Origin of the sequence: Pseudoalteromonas sp. 78C3 (genome assembly GCF_002836695.1) — a bacterium.
Taxonomy (GTDB): domain Bacteria; phylum Pseudomonadota; class Gammaproteobacteria; order Enterobacterales; family Alteromonadaceae; genus Pseudoalteromonas; species Pseudoalteromonas arctica.
The window spans coordinates 50,008-71,538 of sequence record NZ_PJAV01000169.1; the positions used below are offsets into that span (position 1 = coordinate 50,008).

Annotated in this window: 15 protein-coding genes; 5 read left to right on the forward strand and 10 right to left on the reverse strand. The window is 38.5% G+C overall.

Annotated elements, in window-relative coordinates; translation table 11 throughout:
• Nucleotides 1-78: 78 nt before the first annotated feature.
• Complete coding sequence (mutS, locus tag CXF76_RS16935; RefSeq protein WP_101164192.1) at nt 79-2,664, reverse strand: DNA mismatch repair protein MutS; 2,586 nt, start codon at nt 2,662-2,664, stop codon at nt 79-81.
• Nucleotides 2,665-2,685: 21 nt separating this feature from the next.
• On the opposite strand from mutS, the gene CXF76_RS16940 reads away from it, so the two are divergent.
• Nucleotides 2,686-3,174, forward strand: coding sequence for a CinA family protein (locus CXF76_RS16940; RefSeq protein WP_024591485.1), 489 nt, complete (start codon nt 2,686-2,688; stop codon nt 3,172-3,174).
• A gap of 68 nt (nt 3,175-3,242) precedes the next feature.
• Nucleotides 3,243-4,286, forward strand: a complete 1,044-nt coding sequence (gene recA / locus CXF76_RS16945; protein WP_024591486.1) for a recombinase RecA — start codon at nt 3,243-3,245, stop codon at nt 4,284-4,286.
• 565 nt (nt 4,287-4,851) lie between these two features.
• Here recA and CXF76_RS16950 read toward each other — a convergent pair.
• Both CXF76_RS16950 and CXF76_RS16955 read right to left on the reverse strand, forming a co-directional pair.
• Complete coding sequence (locus CXF76_RS16950; RefSeq protein ID WP_101164193.1) at nt 4,852-6,960, reverse strand: TonB-dependent siderophore receptor; 2,109 nt, start codon at nt 6,958-6,960, stop codon at nt 4,852-4,854.
• Nucleotides 6,961-7,229: 269 nt separating this feature from the next.
• Entirely contained in the window at nt 7,230-8,396 is a 1,167-nt protein-coding gene (locus CXF76_RS16955; protein WP_010554447.1) for a DcaP family trimeric outer membrane transporter, read from the reverse strand.
• 440 nt (nt 8,397-8,836) lie between these two features.
• On the opposite strand from CXF76_RS16955, the gene acs reads away from it, so the two are divergent.
• Nucleotides 8,837-10,777: an acetate--CoA ligase gene (gene acs / locus CXF76_RS16960; protein ID WP_101164194.1), complete on the forward strand. Its 1,941-nt coding sequence runs from the start codon at nt 8,837-8,839 to the stop codon at nt 10,775-10,777.
• Between the two features lie 104 nt (nt 10,778-10,881).
• Nucleotides 10,882-11,532, forward strand: coding sequence for a response regulator transcription factor (locus CXF76_RS16965; protein ID WP_007584799.1), 651 nt, complete (start codon nt 10,882-10,884; stop codon nt 11,530-11,532).
• Between the two features lie 181 nt (nt 11,533-11,713).
• On the opposite strand, the gene purU is transcribed toward CXF76_RS16965, so the two are convergent.
• Together purU and CXF76_RS16975 are read right to left on the reverse strand one after the other, a co-directional pair.
• Nucleotides 11,714-12,544, reverse strand: a complete 831-nt coding sequence (gene purU / locus CXF76_RS16970) for a formyltetrahydrofolate deformylase (protein ID WP_101164195.1) — start codon at nt 12,542-12,544, stop codon at nt 11,714-11,716.
• 205 nt (nt 12,545-12,749) lie between these two features.
• Nucleotides 12,750-14,636, reverse strand: a complete 1,887-nt coding sequence (locus CXF76_RS16975) for a hypothetical protein (RefSeq protein ID WP_007584801.1) — start codon at nt 14,634-14,636, stop codon at nt 12,750-12,752.
• Nucleotides 14,637-14,853: 217 nt separating this feature from the next.
• Between CXF76_RS16975 and CXF76_RS16980 the strand changes: the two genes are divergently transcribed.
• On the forward strand, nt 14,854-15,828 hold the full coding sequence (locus tag CXF76_RS16980) for a DNA topoisomerase IB (RefSeq protein WP_101164196.1): 975 nt from the start codon (nt 14,854-14,856) through the stop codon (nt 15,826-15,828).
• A gap of 48 nt (nt 15,829-15,876) precedes the next feature.
• Here the strand turns inward: CXF76_RS16980 and pelG are convergent, their stop codons facing one another.
• The 5 genes from pelG to CXF76_RS17005 are packed head-to-tail and all read right to left on the reverse strand — an operon-like array spanning nt 15,877 to nt 21,529.
• The gene (pelG, locus tag CXF76_RS16985; RefSeq protein ID WP_007584803.1) at nt 15,877-17,241 is read right to left on the reverse strand and encodes an exopolysaccharide Pel transporter PelG; all 1,365 of its coding nucleotides are present in this window, start codon (nt 17,239-17,241) and stop codon (nt 15,877-15,879) included.
• Nucleotides 17,229-18,746 (reverse strand): GT4 family glycosyltransferase PelF, encoded by a 1,518-nt coding sequence (gene pelF / locus CXF76_RS16990; protein WP_101164197.1) that lies wholly within the window; start codon nt 18,744-18,746, stop codon nt 17,229-17,231. Before pelF ends, pelG begins: the two co-directional genes overlap by 13 nt.
• Nucleotides 18,739-19,722, reverse strand: coding sequence for a protein PelE (locus CXF76_RS16995; protein WP_101164198.1), 984 nt, complete (start codon nt 19,720-19,722; stop codon nt 18,739-18,741). Before CXF76_RS16995 ends, pelF begins: the two co-directional genes overlap by 8 nt.
• Entirely contained in the window at nt 19,719-21,017 is a 1,299-nt protein-coding gene (locus tag CXF76_RS17000) for a PelD GGDEF domain-containing protein (protein WP_101164199.1), read from the reverse strand. Before CXF76_RS17000 ends, CXF76_RS16995 begins: the two co-directional genes overlap by 4 nt.
• Nucleotides 21,014-21,529, reverse strand: coding sequence for a hypothetical protein (locus CXF76_RS17005; protein WP_007584808.1), 516 nt, complete (start codon nt 21,527-21,529; stop codon nt 21,014-21,016). Before CXF76_RS17005 ends, CXF76_RS17000 begins: the two co-directional genes overlap by 4 nt.
• Nucleotides 21,530-21,531: the final 2 nt, after the last annotated feature.

The following is a 21,531-nucleotide window of genomic DNA, read 5'->3' on the forward strand; positions in this document are numbered from 1 at the left end:
TATAAGAGACTATGTGTGTTAAAAAGCCGAAGAATTTATTCTTCGGCTTTTTTATGCTTGTAAATTAGATGATATAAATTACAACAATGCTTTTAGTTTATATAACAAATCGTGCGCTTGGCGTGGCGATAAATTATCAGGGTCAATTGCGCTTAATTGTTCTTCTACTTCTGAAGGTGTACTTTGTGCAATTTCGTTATTAAAAGTAAAGGCTTGTTGCTCTGTATTTGGTGCAGTAACGCTTTGATGATTTTCAAGTAACTTAAGTTTTTGCTTTGCTTGTGCAATAACAGCTTTTGGCACACCCGCAAGAGCAGCTACCTGTAAGCCAAAGCTCTTACTTGCTGCGCCATCAAGTACTGTATGCATAAAGGCGATTGTATCGTTATGCTCTATTGCATCGAGGTGCACGTTTACAAGGCCTGTTGTTTGTTCAGCAAGTTCTGTTAACTCAAAGTAGTGCGTAGCAAACAATGTTTTAGCAGATATTTTTGACGCTAAATGATCGGCTGTTGCATACGCAAGCGAGAGCCCATCGTAGGTACTTGTACCGCGACCAATTTCATCCATTAACACTAAAGACTGCGCCGTGGCATTATTTAAAATAGTCGCTGTTTCGGTCATTTCTACCATGAAGGTTGAGCGACCTGATGCTAAATCATCGCTAGCACCAATACGTGTAAATATGCGGTCAATATTACCAATTTTAGCGCTGTCTGCAGGTACATAACTGCCAATGTGAGCCATTAGTACAATAAGTGCTGTTTGGCGCATATAGGTTGATTTACCGCCCATGTTTGGACCCGTAATAATCAACATTTTACGTTGGCTGTTTAATTCAACAGGGTTAGCAATAAACGGTTCTTTCATTACTTGTTCAACAACAGGGTGACGACCTTGTTTAATGCTTATATTGTCGTTATCGCACAGTTCTGGTTTTGCATAATTGAGTGCAAATGCACGTTCGGCCAAGTTATTTAATACGTCTAAATCGGCCAGTGCTGCTGCCATCATTTGCAACTGTTCAATATGTGGAGCGATAAATCTGAACAGCTCCTCGTATAGTTGTTTTTCAAGCGCTAAGGCTTTTGATTGGCTACCAAGTACTTTATCTTCGTGCTCTTTAAGCTCTGGAATAATGTAACGTTCGTTATTTTTGAGTGTTTGACGACGAATGTAGTCGGCTGGCACTAAGTGGGCATTGGCGCGGCTTACTTCAATAAAAAAGCCATGTACGCGGTTATAACCAATTTTAAGCGTACTAATACCCGTGCGTTCGCGTTCACGCAACTCTAGTTGATCAAGTACATCGGTTGCACCTTTACTTAAGTTACGCCACTCATCTAGTTCGCTGTTGTAACCAGGGGCAATAACGCCACCGTCACGAATAAGTACCGGTGGGTTTTCTATCACTGCACGTTCTAATAACTCTTGTAAATCAGGGAGCTCAGGCGAGTGCTTGATAATACCCGCTATACGAGGATCGTTAGCATCACCTAACAAAGTGTGTAGTGGCGCAAGTGCTTGTAATGCGCTGCGAAGGCGAGTTAAATCGCGCGGGCGAGCTGTGCATAAAGCTAGGCGTGCAATAACTCGCTCTACATCACCAATCTCTTTTAATGATTCGTGTAATTCGCCGCACAGTTGTACATCTAAAATAGCGCTAATTGCATTTAAGCGAGAATTTAGCTCGTCTTTATTACGTACAGGTGTATGAATACGGCGCTTAAGTAAACGAGAGCCCATAGGTGTTGCTGTTTTATCAAGTACCTGGGCAAGTGTATTTTCAAACCCACCTGATAAATTAACGGTAAGTTCTAAGTTTTTACGAGTAGCGGCATCTAAAATAACAGCGTGTTCGTTGTGCTCAAGTGTAATTGCACGAATATGTGGCAGTGCAATACGTTGTGTATCTTTTACGTATTGCATTAAACAACCGGCAGCAACAAGCGCGCTGTGGGCTTTATCAACACCAAAACCAACTAAATCTTTAGTACCAAACTGATCGCATAATAAGTGCTCGGCCGTATCTAAGTCGAACTCCCACTCTGGGCGGCGGCGGGCACCTTTTATATGCTCAATTAAATGAAAGTTTTCAAAGCTTTCGCTATACAGAAGTTCTGCCGGAGCTAAGCGCTGAATAGTTGAGCTAAAGGCTTCGTCGGTGTTAACCTCTACAACGTTAAAGCGACCAGAGTTAATATCAAGGTACGCGATACCGTACAGACCTTTTTTACTTTGCCAAACGCTGGTAAGGAGGTTGTCTTGTCGTTCTTGTAAAAGCGCTTCGTCAGAAATTGTACCAGGTGTAACTATACGAACAACTTTACGATCGACAGGACCTTTACTGGTTGCAGGGTCACCAACTTGCTCACAAATAGCCACTGATTCACCCATTTGAACTAAGCGTGCTAGGTAGTTTTCTACTGCATGATAAGGCACGCCCGCCATAGGGATAGGATCGCCACCGGCTTTACCGCGATGTGTTTGCGAAATATCGAGTAATTGAGCGGCGCGTTTAGCGTCATCAAAAAAGAGTTCGTAAAAATCGCCCATACGATAAAACAATAAAATATCGCGATGCTCTGATTTTATTTTTAGATACTGCTGCATCATAGGGGTTTGTTGTTTTATAGTGTGTGGTGCATAAAGATCAAACGACATGTATTTACCCAAAGGCTGAATATGGAATTACATCAAGAGATTAAAACACTTGCTGCGCAATTAGGCGCTATTTTAACGGATAAATGCTTATGGATCACTAGTGCTGAGTCATGTACTGGTGGCGGAGTGAGTTATGCCCTTACAGATACGCCCGGAAGCTCTGCTTATATTGACCGCGCATTTGTGACTTACAGCAACCAAGCAAAGCAAGATTTGCTAAATGTAAGTGCAAGCACATTAGCAAAGTACGGTGCTGTGAGCGAACAAACAGTGCGTGAAATGGCATTAGGTGCTATTAAAGCAACAAATGCAAATATATCTATAGCTGTATCGGGTATTGCAGGACCTGGCGGGGCAACAGAAGGTAAACCTGTGGGACTTGTGTGGTTTGGCATACAAATTAATGACAAAGTACTGACCTTTAAACAAGTATTCTCTGGCGATAGGGCTCAAGTTAGACTGCAAGCTATTGTATTTGCATTGAAAAGTGTAATAGATGAGATAAAATAAAAAAATTAGCTTGATACTGTGATTTCATACAGTATACTTGATTCCATTAGCTGGATTTGGAGAATAAAATGAACGATAACAAACAAAAAGCGTTGGACGCTGCACTATCACAAATTGAACGTCAATTTGGTAAAGGCTCAATTATGAAATTGGGTGATAACAAAGCGTTAAACATTGAATCTGTATCTACAGGCTCATTAGGTATTGATATTGCTTTAGGCATAGGTGGTTTACCTATGGGACGTATTGTTGAAGTATACGGACCTGAGTCATCTGGTAAAACAACGCTTACTTTACAAGTTATCGCAGAGGCACAAAAAGAAGGCAAAACATGTGCCTTTATTGATGCAGAGCATGCTCTAGATCCAGTATATGCCCAGAAATTGGGTGTAAATATAGATGAATTATTTGTATCTCAACCAGATACTGGTGAGCAAGCACTAGAAATTTGTGACATGTTAGTACGCTCAAGCGCGGTAGACGTTGTTGTAATTGACTCGGTTGCTGCACTAACACCAAAAGCTGAAATTGAAGGCGACATGGGCGACTCGCACATGGGCTTACAAGCACGTTTAATGTCGCAAGCATTACGTAAGCTTACTGGTAACATTAAACGCTCTAACACGTTATGTATTTTCATTAACCAAATCCGTATGAAAATTGGTGTTATGTTTGGTAACCCAGAAACAACAACGGGTGGTAATGCACTTAAGTTTTACGCATCGGTACGTATTGATATTCGTCGTATTGGTTCTGTTAAAGAAGGCGATGAAGTTGTTGGTAACGAAACTCGCGTTAAAATTGTTAAAAACAAAGTAGCGCCGCCGTTTAAACAAGCTGAATTTATCATCATGTATGGTGAAGGTATTTCTAAGCAAGGCGAGCTAATTGACCTAGGCGTTAAGCATAAAATTGTTGAAAAAGCTGGTGCTTGGTATAGCTACTGTGGCAACAAGGTTGGCCAAGGTAAATCTAACTCAATTAAGTTTTTGAAAGAAAACCCAGAAATTGCAGATGAGATTGAAGGCAAGTTACGCGAAATGCTTTTATTAAAAGCAACTATTGAACCAGATGATGGTGAAGATAAGTTGGGCGATGACGCTGATCTTTAACAGCCTCAAATGAGTTTTTAAGCTTGATTTGACCCGAGCTTTAAAAAGCGTTAATCAGTAATGATTAGCGTTTTTTTGTTATTAAAAACTTAAAGCGGATAAAAATAAAAACGACACATTAAAAATGTGTCGTTTTTTAATTTAACCTATAAAAATCTACGGTTACATCGCGCATGAGTAGGCACTGTATTAGTAATTACTATACTAAATGAAGAGCAGAGCGATCATACGCTATACGTTTTAATCAGATAAAAGCATTCTTTAGGGCGTGTTGATCTTTGTGGATTAAAATTTGTTCAATCTAGGGGCGGTTAAATCGCGGCGTGAGATTTGTAACCTAGTGGACTAAGTAAAAATCGAGCAACAAAGAGTTAATCATCCCTAGAAAGAACCCAAAGGGCAGCGCATGTTTGGTATTTATGCTGCGTTATTGCCTATTTATGGGGAATAACCACACTATATAGGCTCTGCCTTGCCTAAAAACCAAACATGCTGCTGCAAATTCAACCACCAAAGATAAGCACGCCCTAATAGTTAAAGAATGCGACCTAATTAAAATAGAACTTTAAAAGCGATAAGTTAAGCTAACTTTTCCGCTAATAGGAGAGCCATAAAAACCGACATTAGCTAAGCTAGTAATATGTTTTTCATCTGTGATGTTATCAATGTTAGCTTGAATTGATAAGTCTTCGCTAGCATCCCATCGAGCAAATGCGTTCATAAGTAAATAAGAATCCTGCTTAACATTGCTGGCTATATTTTCTGTTTTTGATTGCCATTTACCGGCTAAACCAAACTGAAACTCAGGTAGTTGAGGCAGCGTATAATCTAATGAAAAATTAACAACATTTTCAGGTTCCCATTCATGAGAACTGTCGCCTGCGTCATCATTTATATCTAAGTATGTATATGCAAATACAGCATTTAGATCATCAGTTATGTGTCCGGTTAATTCTAATTCAAAGCCTTGGGTATCTTGATCAGCTCCTTTATAGTAAGTAAATCCAGATGCGTTTAGCCCTGCATAAGTTGCAATATTATCTTGTTTTGCACTAAATACGGCAAAGGTTGCAAGTAGTTGATCATCAAACCATTGAGTTTTCACTCCAACTTCGTAATTAACACCTTTACTTGGATCTAAAAAGTTACCATCGTAATCGTACTGCTCTTGTGGCTGATAAATATCGGAATAGCTTACATATACATTAACATCATCATTAATTGCATACGTTGTTGCAAGGTAAGGGCTTACCTCACTTTCATCATTATCTATATCAACGCCTTGGCTAAAGCCTGTGCGCTCATAATCGATAGCGTTAAAGCCCGCAATAACAAATAAGTCACTTGTTAGGTTTAATTTAGTAGAACCAAAAAAACGCTTTAAAGTAACATCAATATCAGCATACTTAGTTCGTTCACCCCAAATAGGTTCAGCAATCGCATCTAATGCGTATGGAAAAGCAGGCGCTAAACCATAAGCTTCAGTTGTTGCTGCATCGTAAGAGTTAGTAAAAGAGTAAGATGTACTTTGTGAAATACTACCACCAAGCATTAACTCATGCTCTTGACCAAACAAGCTGTACTCACCTTTAGCTGTTATATCAAATAAATCAGCTGAGAATTCTGTATCATATCGTCCAGGAATACTGACTAAACCTAAATTAGTTTCACTATCAAACATTCCATAAGCGTCATAAAGGTAAAGTAATTTACTTTGATCTTCTGAGTCTTGGTAATTATAAGTTGTTTTAATTTCCCAGTTATTATCGAATACATAAGTATATTCAATAAAAGCTGTGGTATTAAGAGTATCCCATTTAGTCCACTCTTGGGTTGTACTTGTACTTACATCCCACTGCGCTTGTGTGCCATCGGCATATGAAAGTGGTAATCCTCCCCACATGGTTCCATCTGTATTCGCATCTTGATGTGAAGCACCAAATGAAAGTGTTGAATTACCAGTAAGTTGTCCATCAACTACAGCAGAGAAGTAAGTACGATCGTTTTCTAAACCATCAAGGTATGAATCAGAGCTTTCTGCAGCCCCAACAACACGTGCAGCCCAGCTACCAGAATCTGTTAATAAAAATGAATAATCAGCTTGTAAGCGCTTTAAACCATAAGTACCTACAGAAATACCTACTTCACCTTCATTCTCATTTGTTGGGCGTTTTCGAACATAATTAATAGTACCAGCTGCATTACCAACGCCTGTTAATTGCCCATTAGCACCACGAATAACTTCTATTTTTTCATAACCGTAACTTTCCATAGCACCAGTAACAAGGCCCCAGTTATTAGGTAGACCAACACCATCAACTTGAGTGCTTTTAATATCAAAACCACGAGACGTGTATCGTGTGCGGTTAGTTTCACCTTGTTCTACAGTAATACCCGTAGCCATTTTCAATGCGTCATTAATACTATTTGCTGCAAAGTTTTGAAGTTGCTCTGCGCCAATTACACTAATAGATTGTGGTGTTTCGTTAAGCTCCATAGTTAAACCGGTAGCACCTTGGCTAACTCGATCTTGGCGTACACCTACTATTAATATTTCTTCCATTTGTTCATTGTTATTTTCAACTGTATTCTTAGTTGGTGTTTCTTGCGCTTGAGCTGAAAAACCCATAGCTAAAACTAATGAAGAAAGTGCAAAAGTGCGATTGAGTTTCATGTTTTCCCTTAATTAATATTTAATATTATTTGAGTTTATTTAAATAATTGGGACATTCTACTATTTAGAATTAACAAACTCAAACAAAAACTATTATCATTTGTAAACGCGTTTACGCTGTTTTAGGGAAAATTACTTAGTCTGTAAATAATATTATGATTAGGATAAGCGATATGACTTATAAAAATATGGTTGTTTTTTTTAACTTAAATTGAATTATAAAAAAAGCGGCCTAGGCCGCTTATTTAAAGTAGTTAGCTTTTTAGTTATTAAAAAGAGTATTTAACAGAGAATTGTAAACGATCTAAATCGCCATCTACGCCACTTTCAGTTTCACGCTCAGCATGTTTTAGCTCAGCTCCAAATGTTAGGCGTTTAACAGGGGAATATAAAATGTTAGCGCTATAGCTTTGGCTTGATTCAGTCGGATCACCAGAAATAGCTAATAAATCAGTGTTGTTATCAGCAGAGAAGAAAGAGTATAAGAATGTTGAACGCCATTGGCTTGTCCACTTGTGCTGGTAAGCAACAAAACCAGAAGTCGAATCAATGGCATCTAGTTCATCGCCATTAAGTACTGCGCCGTGAGCAACGTTTAAGCCTACGTAACGGCCTAAGCCTTTACCTTGAGTAAGCATAAATTTAAGGTTGTCTTCACCAAGGTTTATTTTACCCGACGCACTAATACCAAAAGATGTTTCATCTGCATCAACACTGCCTACTTTATAAGTTAGTTGGCGAGCAAGCGCTGCAACAACAATGTTACCCCAATCAGCTTTGTGTGTGTAACGAGCTGTAAAGTCAGGCAATGATGCATCATCAGTTACTACCATACCGCTAGTAGTAGAAATTGTACTTTCTGGGTTTTCTAATGAGAAAGACCATGCGCCAGTGGTATATTTAATTTGCGATTGGCGAACAAATATAGTGCCTTCAGCTGGGCCTACAAAATCAAGCGTTTCAGCAAGGGCACCCACGTTTTGAAAGTTAGACCATGTTTGACCAAATAACCAACCGTCGTATGTCACAAACGCATGGCGAATACGTGGAGCATAAGAGTTTGATACACGTTCATTGCCGCCAGCAGCTGAGGCTAAAAAATCAATCTCAATTTTAGTGTTAACGGTCTTACCGTTATCCATAACAGTGGCTGTGCCAAAGTTAAAGCGTGACTCGCGAGCATGCATATCAAACACAGCATCTGAGCTGTTATCGTCGCCAACTGTTAGCGTACTTGGTACGTAAAAGTCACGACCTACGTTTGAGCCTGCAGGCGCACCCGCTGAATAATCACTCCACATAGAGTCGAGTTTAATATATCCACCGTAAGTAAATTCGGTATCACCAATTTTTGCAGCAGTTGCCGCGTATGCAGTACTTGATAGTGCACATAGTACAGCGCTTGCTGCCAATGTTTTTAATGGGGTAAATTTCATTGTGGTGTCCTTTATAGGCTACTTGTTATTTGTTACTTTTTTTTCATGTAAGGTTGTATTACTTGCTACGAGTATTACTTACGAATAAAAAGGGTTGTTAATTTGGCTTTCAATTCACTTTCTATTTTCATTCGTTAAATAAAGCATTTTAGTAAGTACAACAAAATATCTTTATTGGAGTACGACAACACTGTTGAATATGTGCAATATTTACTCAATTACCTATTGGTCTATAAGACTAAGGTTTGAGAGCAGATTAGTTTGTATTTACTTACATTTAACGCGTTGTATTATTTATGTAAAAAAATTGAAAGCAGAAGGATTATAAACTACAAATGAGGAAATTGAAGGGGTGTACAACTAAGGTCTAATACTTAATGTAGCACTGCTGAGTAATCCTTGATAAAAGCTTAAGGCAAGTAATTTAAATGGAGACTAAGATGTCACAAAGTATCTACCCAGTTCCTGCGCATATTAAAGATGCGACTCTTGTAGATAAAAATAAATATAATATGCTTTACAAGCAATCTATTGATGACCCAGAAAGTTTTTGGCGTGAGCATGGCAAACGTCTTGATTGGTCTACTCCTTATACAAAAGTTAAAAACACATCATTCGACAAAGGCCATATAAATATTAAATGGTATGAGGATGGCTACCTTAATGCTTCGTACAATTGTATCGATCGTCACTTAAAAACCAAAGCAGATAAAACGGCGCTTATTTGGGAAGGTGACAGCCCATCTCAAAGTGAGAATATTACTTATCAACAATTGCATGATGAAGTAGCCAAGTTTGCCAATGGTTTAAAAAAGCTAGGTGTTCAAAAAGGTGACCGTGTAGCGATTTATATGCCTATGACGCCTCAAGCTGTTTATGCTATGCAAGCTTGTGCACGTATTGGTGCTATTCATTCGGTTGTATTTGGTGGCTTTTCACCTTCTGCGATTGCAGATCGTATTCGGGATTCGGGTGCCAAGGTTGTTATTACTTCAGATGAAGGGCGCAGAGCGGGTAATTGTGTTCCATTAAAAGCAAATGTAGATGAAGCGGTAGCGCAAGAAACTGTAACCTCAATTGAGCATGTTATTGTGCACCAATTAACCGGCGGTGAAGTTGATTGGAATGAGCACGATATATGGTGGCATGACTTAGTTGCTGATTTACCAGCAAAGTGTGAACCAGAGCCAATGAACGCTGAAGATCCATTGTTTATTCTATATACGTCAGGTTCAACAGGTCAGCCGAAGGGGGTTGTGCATACGACTGGTGGCTACTTAGTTTACTCATCAATGACACATGAATACGTATTTGATTTAAAAGAAGACGATGTGTATTGGTGTAGTGCCGATGTAGGTTGGATCACAGGCCACAGTTACATTGCATACGGGCCATTAGTAAACGGTTGTACACAAGTATTATTTGAAGGTGTACCAACTTATCCAACTGCAGGACGTATGGGCGAAATTGTTGATAAACACGGTGTAACTATTTTATATACTGCGCCTACAGCAATTCGTGCGCTAATGGCGAAAGGTGATGAGCCAACAGCTTCGTCAAATCGCGATAGTTTACGTATTTTAGGCTCGGTTGGTGAGCCAATAAATCCAGAAGCATGGACGTGGTATTACGAGAGTATTGGTAAATCTAATTGTCCGATTGTTGATACGTGGTGGCAAACAGAAACCGGTGGCATAATGATTACGCCTTTACCGGGTGCAACTGATACAAAACCAGGTTCTGCGACACATCCATTTTTTGGTATTGCGCCAGCATTATTTGATGCTGAGGGGAATAACCTTGAAGGTGCTGTGGACGGTAATTTAGTTATTTTAGATAGCTGGCCATCGCAAGCGCGAACTGTTTATGGCGACCATGAACGTTTTGAACAAACTTATTTTAGCGCCTACCCAGGTGTTTACTTTACAGGTGATGGTTGTCGTCGTGATGAAGACGGTTATTACTGGATCACAGGACGTGTGGACGATGTACTTAACGTATCAGGCCATCGCTTAGGTACTGCCGAAATTGAAAGTGCGTTAGTTGCGCACGAAGCAGTAGCAGAAGCAGCAGTAGTGGGTTACCCGCATGATATTAAAGGCCAAGGTATTTATGTTTATATTACGCCTAACGAAGGTGTAACAGTAAGCGATGAATTAACCAAAGAGGTACGTAACTGGGTTCGTAAAGAGCTTAGCCCAATAGCATCACCAGATATGATTCAATGGTCTCCAGGTTTACCTAAAACGCGCTCAGGCAAGATTATGCGTCGTATTTTACGTAAAATCGCTGCAAATGAGCACCAACAACTCGGTGATACGTCAACGCTTGCAGATCCATCTGTAGTCGATGAACTAATCGAGAACAGATTAAATCGTTAAATGTGCGTTAAAAACTTGATTACAAGTTGATTCTAAACGTAGTATATCGGCTGTCAGTGAGGGTTTTATACCTAACTGGCAGCCGAATTTATTAGGAGTGAACCATGAGTCAGTTTTTAATAGCGGACGACCATCCGTTATTTCGTGAAGCACTAAAGGGCGCATTGAGCGCAAAATTTGAAGGTTTAGAGGTTTTTGAATCATCCGATTTTGACAGCACACTGCAAGTGTTAAGTGAGCAAGAGGATCTTGATATATTACTGCTAGACCTTCACATGCCAGGTAATGGTGATTTATATGGTCTTATTCGTATTAGAGAAGAATACCCAAGCTTACCTATTGCCGTTGTTTCGGGTAGTGAAGACGCTAATATAGTTTCTAAAGTAATGGGTTACGGCGCTATGGGTTTTATTCCTAAATCGTCATCGTCTGATGATATTGCCAGTGCAATTAACCAAATACTTGAAGGCGATACATGGCTACCAAAAGAGTTAAAAAACAAAGTAGCTGAAATTGAAGGTGAAGACCGAGAAATAGCAGCGCAAGTTGCCTCATTAACACCTCAACAATACCGAGTGCTGCAATATCTGCACGAAGGTTTACTTAATAAGCAAATTGCTTATGAACTGCACATATCAGAAGCAACAGTAAAAGCACACATTACAGCCATATTTAGAAAACTCGGCGTGTACAATCGTACCCAAGCAGTTTTAATTGCCGCGAAATTAAAACTCGAGCCAATAGAGCAGGCATAATTTACATTTAAAAAGTCACTTGCTTATTTATGAGCAAAAAAATGCCAGCAACAATGCTGGCATATTTTTATGTGTAGAATAGTTAATCAGAATTCAGGTTAATAACAAAATGCATACCTTGTTATCAACACTGTTTTATTACCTCAAAATAAACTACTTAATTAAGCGAATTGGTACAATGCTAAGAAAACACTACAGTTTTATTACCATTAATAAATAGCTTATGCTCTGATGCAAGTTGGAGTGCTTTACAAAACACTGTTTTCTCTACATCTTTACCCATTTTAGCCATCATTTCGGCGGTATTAGCATGTGTAACGCTTGTTACATCCTGCAAAATAATAGGGCCTTCATCAAGCTCATTATTCACAAAGTGAGCGGTAGCACCAATGATTTTTACGCCGCGCTCAAATGCTTGATGATAAGGTTTAGCACCTATAAATGCGGGTAAAAATGAATGATGAATATTAATTATTTTGCCTTCAAAGCGACCCACAAATTCAGGGCTTAAAATACGCATGTATTTGGCAAGACCAATAATATTAGGGTTGTAGCTGGCAATTAAATCACCTACTTTTTGATCGTGCTCGCTACGAGTTAGTCCTTCGTGCGATACAACATGAAAGGGCACATCAAACCCTTTTGCTAAAGGCTCTAAATCAGCGTAGTTAGCAATAACGGCTAATACTTCAATATTAAGAGTTTGTTCAAATTGCTTTAGCAACATACCACCTAAACAATGGGCTTCTTTAGTTGCAAGTAAAACTACTTTAGTTTTTGCACCGCAATGTAGGGCAAGTTTAGCGCCTTGTGGCAACAGTGCGCGTAGTTGATCTAAAAAGTCGCTTTGTGGCTCGCCTGTAAGCTCTGTACGCATAAAAAATCGCTGCGCGTCTTTATCTACAAATTCGTTGTTACGCGTAATGTTTAAATTACTTTTATGGCAAAGCCCTGTAATTTTAGCTATTAAGCCTACGTCATCAGCACATTGGGTGGTTAGTATATAGCTCATTGTCCTCATTCTTACCCTGTAATTAATCCTTTCATTATTTGTGTTTTGGCACATAAAGCAAGGGCTTTGTGAACTAATCCAATATTAATCATGTTGTTGAGTGCAAAAGAGGTAATAAAGTTAAAAAGTATTGAATAGAGGTTAAAAAAAATGCCACCTAATTTACAAGGTGGCATTAATACTAATAACCCAGAGTTTAAGTTAATTAACCCTTTGGCTCGGGAGATAAGTTTTCTTCTTGTCTTAAATACCCTGCAGCTTCTTCGTCATCTTTAGCTATCGCTTGCTGAGTAGGTATAGCACGCGTTTGCTGATTTAATTGATGTATTTGTGACGCATTACCTAAATCACGCTCACTGGTGATTGAGGCGATAGATTCACGGTCTTTCAAGAACGCGATAACGTCTTTTTTGATTGCTTGCAATTGTCCTTCGTCTTTATGCATTTCCATAATATGGCGAGGATGTTCAAGATTTTTCATACCTGTTGCTGCAAACGTAGTAGAAATAACACGAGAAACAATAATCCAAGGCGTTATGCTACTGCGTACTAAAGTATTTTCTGAGCGAGTACTATCGTGAATACCAGTACCTGTTGATATTTTAGACTCAGTAAATGTGCCTTCGCATTTAAAGTACACTAGTAGTGATTCAAACTGCATTTCAGCAAAAAATAGATGAGCTGTATTTGTAAGCAATTGCGCAAATGCTTTAATAAGTATACCTATTAGCAATAAGTGAAAGCTTGTCATTAATAGCTCACTAAATTGAATAACATGTTGGTTATTAAATGCTTGTTTAAAGCTACTAATATTTGCAGCGTCAACGTAATGATAAATATTAATAAACGAATACGCTAAAAACACAGTAAACGCTAAGGCTATAATATAAAGCAAGTTACCACTTACTAAAGCAAGTAACCTTGCTAGCGTAAAGTTTTTACCTAAGTCTATTGAGTGCAGTTTAGGTTGAATCTCTTGGATCATTTCACCTTTAAAACCGCCTTTACCTTCAATTTGTTCTTGAAGCTTAGGATCTAATTCGCGATAAACTCTGTTAGGTACTTCTTTATAACGACGGTTAGCCATTACTAGATTGTCTAGGTTTATAAAAATTTCGTCTGGATGAACAGACTCTTGCCAGTTTTCACGTAGTTCTGATACTTCAGCAGAAGGGGTAACTGCATTTAAACGCGCTTTAATCATAATAAAAGCAATTGCGCAGCTCAGAGTGGCTAATACAATAATCGCAATTAAGTACATGCCAGCATGAAGACTAGGTAGTTGCTCAATCCAGCCATCTATTTCTTGTTTGCTAATGTGTTGTTCTTTCATCAGCCATGACATAGAAAGGCCAATAGCGATTGGTAGAATAAAAGATAAAGAAATAATTTTAGCGAGTGCACCGGTACCAAGTGCTTCAATATTTTTTTCAGCGTTTCTAGAAATAGGTTTACCCGTAGAGCGCCACGAAAAAAGCACGTAGAACATTAATATGGCACTATAAACAGGAAATGCTAATTCGCCTGCTTCACCGGTAAAACCCGATAAAGATACAAATGCCACAAGGCCATAAGCAATAAGTGCAACAAGGGTACTTACCCATGAGCCAAATAAGCGCTGAGCAACATTACGAATAGGATAAGGTAGGAATAATAACTTAGGGATTAAGCTGTGAAGTAAACGTGATAAAAAACCATTAGGCTCTTTAAACGTACTGTTTTTACGACCAACCAGCATTTCTTCGAGTGATTGCGCGGTGTAGGCTACTTCTTTTTCTTCTTCTTTGGCGGTTGATGCTTGTGATTTACTGTAGTTATAAGCAAGTGAAGTAGGGTGGTTTCTGCCTACAAAATACTTAAGAGTTGCATAAATACCACTTGAAAGTGAGCGAATGCCGAATGCTAAAATAAGCATGCCAAACACCATTAAAATCCATCCAGCGGTTGTATCTTCTTTTACTGAGCCCGCAGCAATAACAAGTAAACTAATACCCGCTATAGACTCGATGAGTCCTCTTACAGCTGTTACTTTACCTTCAAGTTTGAAGGGGTTTTTTAGTCCAAGATCAATCGATCCATAATCAAAAGCCATTGAATGCTCCTTTTAAACAGCATGCCCAATTAAGGGAGAATATAAGCGTAGTTATAATAACCATTATATATATCGTATTTTTGTTTTTGCTCAATTTTTGATTATATATCAATAAAGTCGTTCAGTTTAAGGTTATTTTAAAGTGGTACATTCTATGCTTTGAAATATAAGCTTAAGCGAGTTAACAATATCTCTTTTAAATGCTTGAGGAGGAATGATGGAATTGATTTACGTTGATGATAGTTTGCCCGGAATTACCCGAAAGCAAAAAAACAAACATTGGCAGTATTTTGACCCAATAGGAAAAATAATTAAAGAGAAGGCCGTTATTGAGCGCTTAAATTCACTCGCGTTCCCGCCTGCTTATAAAAGTGTATGGTTTTGCCCTGAAGAAAATGGGCATATTTTAGCAACAGGTTACGACAGTAAAGGACGAAAGCAGTACCGATATAATCCATTATTTACACAACAACAAGATGCTAAAAAGTATCAAGCTTGTAGTGTGTTTGGACATAAGCTGCCGTTACTTAGGGCTCAATTAAAGGAAGCATTGCAAGGTGATGAGCTCGATTATGAACGTACTTTAGCAGCCATTGTTAGATTAATGGATTTAGGTGCTTTACGGGTGGGGAATGAACGTAATGTAAAACAAAATAAAAGTTTCGGAGCGACAACCCTAAGATCAAGGCATGCAAAATTAACAGGTAAAAATATTAGATTAAAATACCGTGCAAAGTCAGGTAAAGAAAGGGAAGTAAATATAACGGATAAAGCATTGAGTAGTGTTATTAAGGAGCTTCAGGACTTACCCGGGCAACACTTGTTTCAATATATAGAAGAGGGGGAGCGCTCTAACGTTACTTCGACTGAAATCAATCAGTATATTCAAAATATAATGGGTGAAGAATTTAGCGCAAAACACTTTAGAACATGGCGAGCAAGTGTGATTGCTTTTAAAGAAGTGTATGAAGCAAAAGGCGCTATTACATTAAAAACAATGCTTGATGAAGTGTCTTCAAAGCTTGGGAATACGCCAACAATAGCGCGTAATTCTTATATTCACCCTGATGTTATTGAGCTTTGTAAGAAAAATGAATCAGAACAAACTCATTGGCGCGACAATTTTAAATTACCCCGTAAAACAAAGTATCTTAGTCGGTTTGAGCGCGGTTTATTAGAGCTTTTAACGTAACGATAAAGGCTGTAGCTTACAGCCTTTATGCTAAGTTTTTATATTATGCTATTGCAGCATAAACGTTTCGTATTCTAAATCTTCAAATTGTTTTGAAAGCCAAAACAATCCTACTACCGAGGTAATAATGGTCGCTAATGCAAAGCCATAGCCATAAAACTGCGGTCCAAAAGCAATTGATAACAAAGTTAAAACAACATTGATTACCAAAAATAACCCCGCTAAAAATAGCACTGTTGAGCGTTTATCTAAATAAAACAAAATATTTAAAATAGATAAAAATATAACTTGTACGCCTACACCGACTACATCAATAAATAAAAGCGTTTTATAGTTTGGATCAATGCCAATAAAGGTAAGTATTTGCTCACCCCATAATAATAAGCAGGCAACGGTAATACCCTGAATTTTAAATATATCGTATAAACCGGCACGCGCAGTTTGGATCATACTGTCTTTTAATATGTAGATCTCTTCAAGAGATGAGCCACCACGAATAGCGGTGTAAAAACGGTCGTACTCTTCTACAAAGTCTGTTTCCATTTTTACTAAAAATACCGCCATACCGGGGATAATAGACAAATAAGCCAAAAATATAGGTAAGTCATAAATTGGGCTTGCTCTTAATGTGCCAATAATTTGAATTGATGTGCTTGGAGAATACCAAAAAATGATTTTATCAGCCCATACACCAATGTTATAAAACAGACCACAAAAGAATAGGCTGTAATACACTTTTTTATTGCTTAAAAAGTCAAAGCTTATAAGTTTTTCACCCGGGTAGCGGCGAATAATCATAAATAAAAAGCTAAAAAAGAGGAGTGCTTCGCCAGCAAAAAACGCAAAAAACAAGCCGTCTAACTGCCAGTCTCTTAATAAATATGCAAGCAATACCATAAAGGCGTAACCACTTAGCATGGTAATTAAAATTAACCGGTATTCTTTCATACCTGATAGAAAAATAGCACCAAGCCACTGATTACATAAGCTTACAAAGGCACCTAAAATTATAATCTTAGTAACAACAGGTATAGGGAGCATAGGCCATACAGCTAAGCCCACCAATAACGCAGCTATTGTTGTTACAAGTTGCGCACCAAGTAAATTAGGGAGTACTTTTGCCTCTTCTTTTTGAAAAAACAAATCGGCAATAAACCGAGTTAGTAATAACTGCAAGCCACCCGTTAAAATAAGTGAGGCGGCCATCATGTAGGTAACAAGCGTTAAAAATTGAATAATAAGTACTTTAGGTAATACAATTCCTAAACTTAAAATACCAATTAGCATTAACGCTACAATAGAGAGCAGCCAGGGGCCTGAGCCTATTAAACCTGCGTAGCCGTATGCTTCAAAAACTGAGAGCAGGGTATTTTTTTTGAGAATTTTTCGTATCTCAAAACCTATTCCGGCCATGCTATTGTATCCTTATAAAGTTTATCGTAGCGGGCAAACATGTGGCTCTCGTCATAAAATTTTTGTACGCGGTCTAAACCACTTTTTTGATACTCAAGCCAAGCTTGCTCATTTGTTAGCATGTTTGATATTTGTTGTGCTGTTTCGCTAGGTGAAGCAATTGAGACAACTTCACCGGCTTTACCTAATGTTTTATCTTCATCGGTTCCGCCTTCGATTATTTCGCGGCACGAGCCAACATCACTAGCAAGTACAGGCACACCGGCCGCCATTGCTTCTAAAAGTACTAAAGGCTGCGCTTCGGAAATCGAGGTTAAAGCAACAATTCCGAGCTTAGGCAAAATTTTGGTAATATCTTGCATACCTAAAAACTTAACACTGTTTTGTAAATCAAGGCTGCCTACAAGTAGTTCACACTCTTTGTAATATTGCGGATCTTCTTCATAAGGGCCGATGATCCAGCCTTCGACCTCTGGTAATATCGATTGCGCTTCTTTAATCGCACGTATAAAGGTTTTAATATCTTTTATAGGCACCACACGTCCAATTAACCCAACAACCGGCGGTATCTGTTTTGGACGCTGATCAAGCGCTTCAATAAAGCGCACTGTTTTAATACCATTAGGAACAACAAATGCTTTTTCAGGCGCTGCACCATCTTTTATTTGGCGCTGTCTGTTACCGTCGTATAGCGAAATGATCTTATCTGCTTCTTGGTATGTTGTTCGGCCTATTTGCTCAAAAAAGCTGATCCACATTCGGCGAATAAAGCCCATCTCGGTATTTAAGTTTTTACCTAGGCTTTGTTCAGACTCTTTGATCCAACTGGCTTGAATAAGATCTATTTTTCTCTCTTTGGTGTAAATACCATGTTCGGTCAACAAAAAGGGAGTATCGCTTATTACACTGGCACCAGATCCTAAAATACCAGCATACCCGGTAGATATTGAGTGAATAAGTTTAACTTTTGGAAGTCCACGTGCAATTTCGGCTATTTTAAATAGCGGTTTATATAAATTGCGATATGACCAAAAAAAGTCAATAAAAGAGGATTCATCACAAAAAGTTGAATAGTAATTAGTGAGCACTTGCCACGATGATTCACTATATAAAAAGTCGGCTTCGTTAATACCGTCTTTTTTAGCCAAAGTTTCAAATGCAAATTTTAACAATTCAGTCGGGATAGGCTCGTTACAATCTCTAAAATAATTTTGTAGTTGTTGCCAGAAATCAAAGAGCTCTTTTTTATATTTAACGCCATGCTTAGCTTTTATTTCAGAAGTGTCATTTTCCACTAAATAATGAACATGCAGCTTGGTAACGTTTTCAGGTAAAGTATATTGAATCTCGCCATAATGCTCTGGTGCTCCACCTATAAAAACAAGCTCAAAGTTATAATGAGGTAACCCTTCAATTATTTGATGAACCCAACTAGATACACCACCACGTACGTAAGGGTAGGTACCTTCCAAAAGCAGTAAAATGTCTGCATTTTTATTACTCATGCCAATACTCCTGCAAATGACGTAATTCACTGCCCTTAGGTTGTTCTGGGAGTTCTTTTAAGTAGCGTTTACAGTCGTCAAACTTGTTCATACAAAAGGCAACTTCGGCTTTATAAGGGAGAACATGACGCCTTGCCATACCAAACTCAGTTGCTTTAAGTAAGTACTCATGGGCTATTTCGTATTTGTCTAAGGCTAAAGATATACGGCCTAAAAATATAAAGGTTGCAGGTGTTTTTACGTGCTCAATACTTTGCTCTGCAAGTGCTTCTGCTTTTTCTAAAACATATTTACGCAGTGCACCTTGGGCTAAACCCAAATAGCTAAGTTCCCAATACAGTTCGGCTAGCTGTTTTTGTAAATGGCTCAATTTAGGCTGCTTAGTCGTAACGGCTATTTCTTGCTGATACAAACTGATTTTTTCGTTGAGTTTGGTTTCTTTACCATCAAGGGTTGAGTAGGCGAGTAGCCGAATATCATCTTCTAAATCTTTAAGTGCTAGCTTTAAAATAGGAATTGCTTGTGAGTCACTCATGTGACGAGCTGCCATTACAGCACTTAAACGTTTATTTGGCTCATTAGCGTGCTTCAAAATTGCTTTAAGTCCGCCAATAGAATAGGTCGGGTTTGCTGATATTGCTCTGGCTTCAAAAGGAAGCTCAGGTATTTTATGCTCTTCTATTTCTATCTCGTCGTTTTTGAGAGGTTTACAAAGAGCAAACGTAAGCGCTACTACAACACCTATAATTCCAAGTACGGGTAATGTAAACAATAATAAAAACATGAGTAACAAAGAGCTATAAGGAGTCGTTTTGTATTTTTTAGGTATAAAAACATAACTAACAATAGCAAAAAGGATGCTAGCAATAGCATGCAATAATATAGCTAAAAACCAATTAGGTGTTTCCAGTACTTCTATTAGTGCAAAGTACTGGCAAATACACCCTAAAATAGCCGCTACAATAATTATAATCATGAAAGTGAAACCAATCTCTTTATATCATCTGAGCTTATTGGTAGTGCAAGTTGTTGCTCAATAACAATATCAAGCTCAGCTAAAGTGTTACCCGTGCGCTCTTTACACCAGGTGTTCATTCGGGCAATAAAGCCTGCTTTTTCAAGTTCATCAGCTAATGGCATTAATAGCAGTAATACCTGATTTTTATTATCATACAAATAAATGTCTAAACCACGGCGTGCTTCACTTAAATAACTCATAAGTTGAGTCGATTTATCAGTAATATTATTGGCTTTTATTTTTAGCAGCTGCGATGGAATATTGTATCGTTTTGCTTCTTTATTCGCGCGTTTAACTTGGCGAATAAAGTATGGAGACTCTTCATACGTCATTACTGGGTTTGTTATTTCATGGCGCAGTAGGTCGCCTATATGCCCAGCCATTACAGCAAGTAATGTTAGAGTTGTATTTTTAAGTGCAAAAAATTGTACTCTTTCAACTAAAATAGCGCCGTAAATTGTATTATTTACGTCGATAAGTGGGATTGCCATATGGTATTTACTTATACCTAACGCAGTTTTTGCGTCTTTTACTGATACTAATTCTTTTTCTTCAATCATCGCTAATATAAGAGGATCATTTTCAGCTATTTGACCCATTTGGCCAATAGAGGCAAGTGGAGGCTCTAAAACAGTGTCGTTTTCAACTTTATATAAACCCGCTCTTTCTAATAAACCATATTCAACGAATAGGTCGATTATTTTTTGCGCTGCGCTATCAAGCCTTCTTTCTTTTAATAGCCCGATAGAGGTTCTTACTGCTTGTAGCGATTCACGCAAACTTAACGTATGGCCAGCAAGCATTTGCTCTATTCTATCGTGAGATGAATTAATTAAGTGATACTGACGAGTAAATGTTTCAAGGCGATCGGTTACGTACTCAAGCTGAATACTTTGTTGTTGATTAGTACGTTCCCACACATCCCTAAATTCGCCAGTGATCATAATTACAATAATGTAGCCAATCATGGCGTTAATATTGAAGTCGCTTTGTGGTGATAAAATATTTGCTTGAAGTAAAAAAAGTTGACCAACAAGCAAACATAAAATACTAATAAAGCCTTTTGAAAAGCCATAACGTAGAGAAACTAAAAGTGGGCCAAGTACAGGCCACGAAAACCCTCCCTCAGTCCAAAATGGGTCCTCTGCGTTAAATAATACAGGCAGCCCTAAAGCAAGCGCGGTAAATATAAATACCTCAGCCCATATTTGTAGCTCAGGAACGTCTCTTGGTCTAAGGAAATGTGTTTTCACTCACTAACCTCTATATAAGAAATTAAATCGGCAATCACATCTTGTGCTGTTGCTGCAATGCTATCGCGGCCCCAACCACTTTTAGCAATAGTACCCGTCCAAATCGGCGTTGTTTGTCCATTTTCAGTGAGTGATAATGTAAGTGCAACAACGGGTTCGCCGTCAAGCCCAGCTTTGTAGCGCCACTCTTCAATGCTGCCTGTGAGTACATAGTCAGCTTGTTGAGTGCTTAACCACTGCATAGCATTGTCTAAACGGTATTGATCGTCCAGTGGTGGAAGCTCTTTGGTGTTTACGCGAGGTGCGCGTATAAGAGTTGGTAATTTATTTTGTTGCCAAATACTGGCTAAAATATCTTCAGCACGCTCACCTGCAAGCGGTGTTTGAGCATGATTAACAAGTGGCATTAATGCCACAATTTTTGAAGGGCTAAGCTCTACATCATCAGCAACTCTGCTGGTGGTACATGCTGATAATAGTAATACCAAACACGGTATAATTAAACGAAACATAC

Coding starts and splice junctions, on each gene's coding strand:
- mutS (WP_101164192.1), bottom strand. CDS start 2,664: ATGTCGTTTGATCTTTATGCACCACACACTATAAAACAACAAACCCCT.
- CXF76_RS16940 (WP_024591485.1), top strand. CDS start 2,686: ATGGAATTACATCAAGAGATTAAAACACTTGCTGCGCAATTAGGCGCT.
- recA (WP_024591486.1), top strand. CDS start 3,243: ATGAACGATAACAAACAAAAAGCGTTGGACGCTGCACTATCACAAATT.
- CXF76_RS16950 (WP_101164193.1), bottom strand. CDS start 6,960: ATGAAACTCAATCGCACTTTTGCACTTTCTTCATTAGTTTTAGCTATG.
- CXF76_RS16955 (WP_010554447.1), bottom strand. CDS start 8,396: ATGAAATTTACCCCATTAAAAACATTGGCAGCAAGCGCTGTACTATGT.
- acs (WP_101164194.1), top strand. CDS start 8,837: ATGTCACAAAGTATCTACCCAGTTCCTGCGCATATTAAAGATGCGACT.
- CXF76_RS16965 (WP_007584799.1), top strand. CDS start 10,882: ATGAGTCAGTTTTTAATAGCGGACGACCATCCGTTATTTCGTGAAGCA.
- purU (WP_101164195.1), bottom strand. CDS start 12,544: ATGAGCTATATACTAACCACCCAATGTGCTGATGACGTAGGCTTAATA.
- CXF76_RS16975 (WP_007584801.1), bottom strand. CDS start 14,636: ATGGCTTTTGATTATGGATCGATTGATCTTGGACTAAAAAACCCCTTC.
- CXF76_RS16980 (WP_101164196.1), top strand. CDS start 14,854: ATGGAATTGATTTACGTTGATGATAGTTTGCCCGGAATTACCCGAAAG.
- pelG (WP_007584803.1), bottom strand. CDS start 17,241: ATGGCCGGAATAGGTTTTGAGATACGAAAAATTCTCAAAAAAAATACC.
- pelF (WP_101164197.1), bottom strand. CDS start 18,746: ATGAGTAATAAAAATGCAGACATTTTACTGCTTTTGGAAGGTACCTAC.
- CXF76_RS16995 (WP_101164198.1), bottom strand. CDS start 19,722: ATGATTATAATTATTGTAGCGGCTATTTTAGGGTGTATTTGCCAGTAC.
- CXF76_RS17005 (WP_007584808.1), bottom strand. CDS start 21,529: ATGTTTCGTTTAATTATACCGTGTTTGGTATTACTATTATCAGCATGT.